Origin of the sequence: Azonexus sp., assembly GCF_036170495.1 — a bacterium.
Classification (GTDB): domain Bacteria; phylum Pseudomonadota; class Gammaproteobacteria; order Burkholderiales; family Rhodocyclaceae; genus Azonexus.
In genome coordinates this window covers 1-3785 of the sequence record NZ_JAVHPH010000209.1, presented here as the reverse complement: position 1 = coordinate 3785, position 3785 = coordinate 1, and the positions used below count along the sequence as shown (strand labels likewise).

Sequence of the window (3785 nt, the reverse complement as noted above, 5' to 3'; positions counted from 1 at the left end):
TAGATCGCTACGCGATGGTTGAGTTTGCTCAAGCTGGATTCCCGCCGGTGTCTCGCCGCAACAAGTGGTAATGGACTTCGCCCGCCCGGCCATGGCGTACCGTGCGCCAATCGCCAAGCGATTCGATTTCGTGTTCTGCTTCGACGTAGATCGCTGCATCTTCGTTCAATACGCCGGGAAGGAGTGGCTCCAGGCGGGCAATCCAGCCTTTCTTGAAGGGCGGATCGAGGAAGATCAGGTCGAATTTTGCTGTCGTCGAGGCCAAATATTGTAGCGCATCCGCACGAATGATCGTTATCGTTGCCGGCTTTTGCAGCATTTCGTGGTTTTCGTGCAACGCCGCCAGCACTTTCGGCGCCTGTTCGACCATCACGACGCGCGCCGCGCCGCGCGATGCGGCTTCGAAGCCGAGGGCGCCGCTGCCGGCGAACAGGTCGAGGCAGTGCAGGTTGTCGAGTTCCTGGCCCAGCCAGTTGAACAGCGTTTCGCGGACGCGGTCCGGCGTTGGACGCAGGCCTTCGCTATCGGGAAACTTGAGGACGCGGCGGCGATAGTCGCCGCCGATGATGCGGACCGAGTTCAAGGTTCAGTCAGCCGCCACCGTCACCGTAATCAGGTTGTCCGGCCGCACGTGGCGGGCAAAAGCCTGGCGGATGTCGTCGGTCGTCACCGCCTGGACCTTGGCTTGATAGTGGTCGAGGTAATCGAGCGGCAGGCCGTAGAAACCGATGTTGGCGACGTTCTCAAGAATCTTCCGGTTGCTGTCCAGGCGCAGCGGGAAGCTGCCGGTCAGGTTGGCCTTGGCGGCCGCCAGTTCTTCTTCGCTCGGGCCGTCCTTGAGGAAGCCGGTGAGCACTTCACGCGTCACCTTGAGCGCATCCTTGGCTTGCGAGCGCTTGGTCTGCAGGCCGATCTGGAAGGGCCCGGTCTGCTTGAGCGGGGCGAAGTAGCTGTAGACGCTGTAGGCGTAGCCGCGTTTGTCGCGGACTTCCTTCATGAGCCGCGAGACGAAACCGCCGCCGCCCAGCGTGTAGTTGCCGACGAGCAACGGGAAGAAATCCGCGTTGCCGCGCTCAATCGCCGGCAGGCCGATATAAACGTGCGCCTGGCTGGCCGGGTGGGGCAGATTGATATGGCTCCAGCTTGGCAACCGTGGGGCGTCCGGCAGCGTCGCCGCCACGCCCTTGGGCAGGCCGGTGGCGATCGCTTCGGCAATCTTCTCGGCGTCGGCCCGGGACAGGTCGCCGACCAGCGTGATGCTGGCGTTGGCCGCGTTGTAGTAGCGGCTATGGAAGGCGGCCAGATCGTCGCGGTTGAGCCCGGCGACGCTTTCCGGCGTCGCCTGATGACCGTACGGGTGGTTCGGGTACATGGCGGCCCAGAAAGCCTTGCCGGCAATGCTGTCCGGGCGGGTCATCGCTTCCTTGAGGCCGGCGATGGTGCGCGCCTTTTCACGCTCGAAAATGGCGGCGTCGAAGCGCGGAGCGTGCAGCACGCTGTTCAGGATGGCCAGCGCCGGCTCGCGCTTATCTACGGCCGACAGGGTGCGCAGCGAGACGTTGGCGCGGTCGGTGTCGGCGCCGCCGGCCAGGCTGGCGCCGATGTCGGCCATTTGTTCGGCGATGGCGGTTTCATCGAACTTGCCGGCACCGAGGTCGAGGGCGCCACGGGTCAGCGCGGCGAGGCCGGATTTCCCGACCGGGTCGAACATCGAACCGGCGGCGAAATCGACCTGCACGTCGAGCATCGGCAAGACACGGCTTTCGACGAAATAGACGCGGGCGCCGGAAGGCGAGACCCAGTGCTCGATCTTGACGCCGGCCAGGGCGACTTGCGAGATGAGCAGGGCGATTGCTACGGTCAACAGTCTTTTCATGCCAAAAACTCCAATAATTTCGGTTGCCAGGCGAGCAGCAGGGCGAGGCCGGCGACCAGCGCCGTCGCGCCCAGGCCCCAGGCCAAGGTGCGAACGAGGCGGCGGTTGGCATCAATCTGGACGACCAACTGGGCGTTCTGTTCGCTCAGCGCCTGAATCAATTCGCCGGAGGCGAGCATTTGTGTGCGCATTTTTCGCTGGGCGATTTCTAGCCCGGCCAGCCGTGTGGCGAAATCGGCATCGGGCGCCACCACGGGGTCGGCATCGACGACGGCCCCGTCAGCATTCTTGCGGCCCATGCCCTTCCACAGCTTTTTCGCCCCATCGGCGATGATCGGTGCCTTGCCGAGCACGTCGCTCCACGGCACATTGCTCAGGATAGTCATCCACGGTAAAGCCATGATGACCCCGGCTCAGTGGCGAGTGGCAACGGCCGGACGGCGCGGCTTGCCGTCGAGCGGTTGTGGGTCGAGCAGGCCGATGGTCAGCGCGTCGTCGTTGAAATATTTTTTGGCGACGGCCTGAATGTCGGCGGCCGTTACCTTCTGTAGCTTGTCGAGCATGCGGTCGAGCTTCTGGTAGGGCAGGCCGACCGCTTCGATCTGGCCGATTTCCATGGCTTGGCCGAACATCGAGTCGAGCTTGTAGACCTGGCCGGCGATCAGTTGCGCCTTGGCCCGCTTGAGTTCCTGTTCGCTAACGCCATCCTTTTGAACGCGGGCGATTTCGGCCCGCAGGGCCGCTTCGAGATCGCTGACCGTCTTGCCTTCGGAGGGCGTGCCGTGCAGGTAAAGCATGCCGGGGCCGCGCGCCGTGGCGTCGTAATCGATGCCGGCCGACAAGGCGACCTTGTCCTCGCGGACCAGCTTTTTGTTGAAGCGGGCGGCGTCATGGCCGTCGAGAATGGAGGCGAGCATTTCCAGCGCGTAAGGATCGCTGTCCTGGTCGATGTCGCGCAGGACAGGGGCCTTGTAGCCCATGATCAGCACCGGCAGTTCGGCCGGCGCCTTGACGGTGACCTTGCGCGTCCCTTCCTGGGCCGGCTCGATCTGTTGCCGGCGAACCGGCAGGGGGCGGCCTTCGAGCGGCGCGTAATATTTCTCGGCCAGGGCGAAGACTTCCTTGTGATCGACGTCGCCGGTGATGATGACGTAAGCGTTGTTCGGCACGTACCAGGTGTCGTACCAGGCCTTGGCATCGGCCGCGGTCATCGTCTCGAGATCGTTCATCCAGCCGATGATCGGCCGGCGGTAGGGGTGGGCCTGAAAGGCCACGGCATTCATTTGCTCGAAGAGCTTGGATTGCGGATTGTCGTCAGTGCGCATGCGGCGCTCTTCCATAACGACCTTGATCTCCTGGGCGAATTCCTTGGCGTCCACGTTGAGATGGCGCATGCGGTCGGCTTCGAGCTGCATCACGTCGGCCAGCTTTTCCTTCGGCACCTGCTGGAAATAGGCCGTGTAATCGCGGCTCGTGAAAGCGTTGTCACGTCCGCCAGCGGCAGCGACGCGTTTGTTGAACTCGCCGGGACCGACGCTCGGCGTGCCCTTGAACATCATGTGTTCGAGCACGTGGGCGACGCCGGAGGCGCCATCGACCTCGTCGGTGCTGCCGATGCGGTACCAGACCATCTGGACGGCAGTTGGCGCCCGGTGGTCTTCCTTGACAATGATACGCAGGCCGTTCTTGAGCGTGGTTTCGTAAGGGTTGGCGAAAGCTGCGGTCGACAACGCGGCAGCGAGCAAAACGGAGAGCAGGTATTTGAGGCGCATGGGGGGGGCTGGGCTTTCTGCTAGAATTCGCGGCTGATTTTGCATCGAACCGGACGGCATCTTAACGGCTTGCCGCCCGCCTGTCAGCAAGGCTTGAGACCCCCATTCCCATGTTCAGTTTCCTGAAAAAATCCGGC

General features: G+C 63.3%; 4 protein-coding genes. All 4 read right to left on the bottom strand.

Annotation, left to right across the window (positions count from 1 at the left end; all coding sequences use genetic code 11):
* Nucleotides 1–28 precede the first annotated feature (28 nt).
* Genes rsmD through ADADOO_RS07150 form a run of 4 tightly spaced genes read right to left on the bottom strand, consistent with a single transcriptional unit; the run spans nt 29 to nt 3648 of the window.
* The gene (gene rsmD / locus ADADOO_RS07165) at nt 29–583 is read right to left on the bottom strand and encodes a 16S rRNA (guanine(966)-N(2))-methyltransferase RsmD (RefSeq protein WP_511276245.1); all 555 of its coding nucleotides are present in this window, start codon (nt 581–583) and stop codon (nt 29–31) included.
* Nucleotides 584–586: 3 nt separating this feature from the next.
* Nucleotides 587–1876, bottom strand: coding sequence for a M16 family metallopeptidase (locus ADADOO_RS07160; protein ID WP_511276243.1), 1290 nt, complete (start codon nt 1874–1876; stop codon nt 587–589).
* Nucleotides 1873–2277 (bottom strand): hypothetical protein, encoded by a 405-nt coding sequence (locus ADADOO_RS07155; RefSeq protein ID WP_511276241.1) that lies wholly within the window; start codon nt 2275–2277, stop codon nt 1873–1875. Before ADADOO_RS07155 ends, ADADOO_RS07160 begins: the two co-directional genes overlap by 4 nt.
* A gap of 12 nt (nt 2278–2289) precedes the next feature.
* Complete coding sequence (locus ADADOO_RS07150; protein WP_511276239.1) at nt 2290–3648, bottom strand: M16 family metallopeptidase; 1359 nt, start codon at nt 3646–3648, stop codon at nt 2290–2292.
* Nucleotides 3649–3785 lie beyond the last annotated feature (137 nt).

What these genes read in the sequence shown, in the direction of transcription:
- ADADOO_RS07160 (WP_511276243.1), bottom strand. Translation starts at nt 1,876, where the DNA reads ATGAAAAGACTGTTGACCGTAGCAATCGCCCTGCTCATCTCGCAAGTC.
- ADADOO_RS07155 (WP_511276241.1), bottom strand. Translation starts at nt 2,277, where the DNA reads ATGGCTTTACCGTGGATGACTATCCTGAGCAATGTGCCGTGGAGCGAC.
- ADADOO_RS07150 (WP_511276239.1), bottom strand. Translation starts at nt 3,648, where the DNA reads ATGCGCCTCAAATACCTGCTCTCCGTTTTGCTCGCTGCCGCGTTGTCG.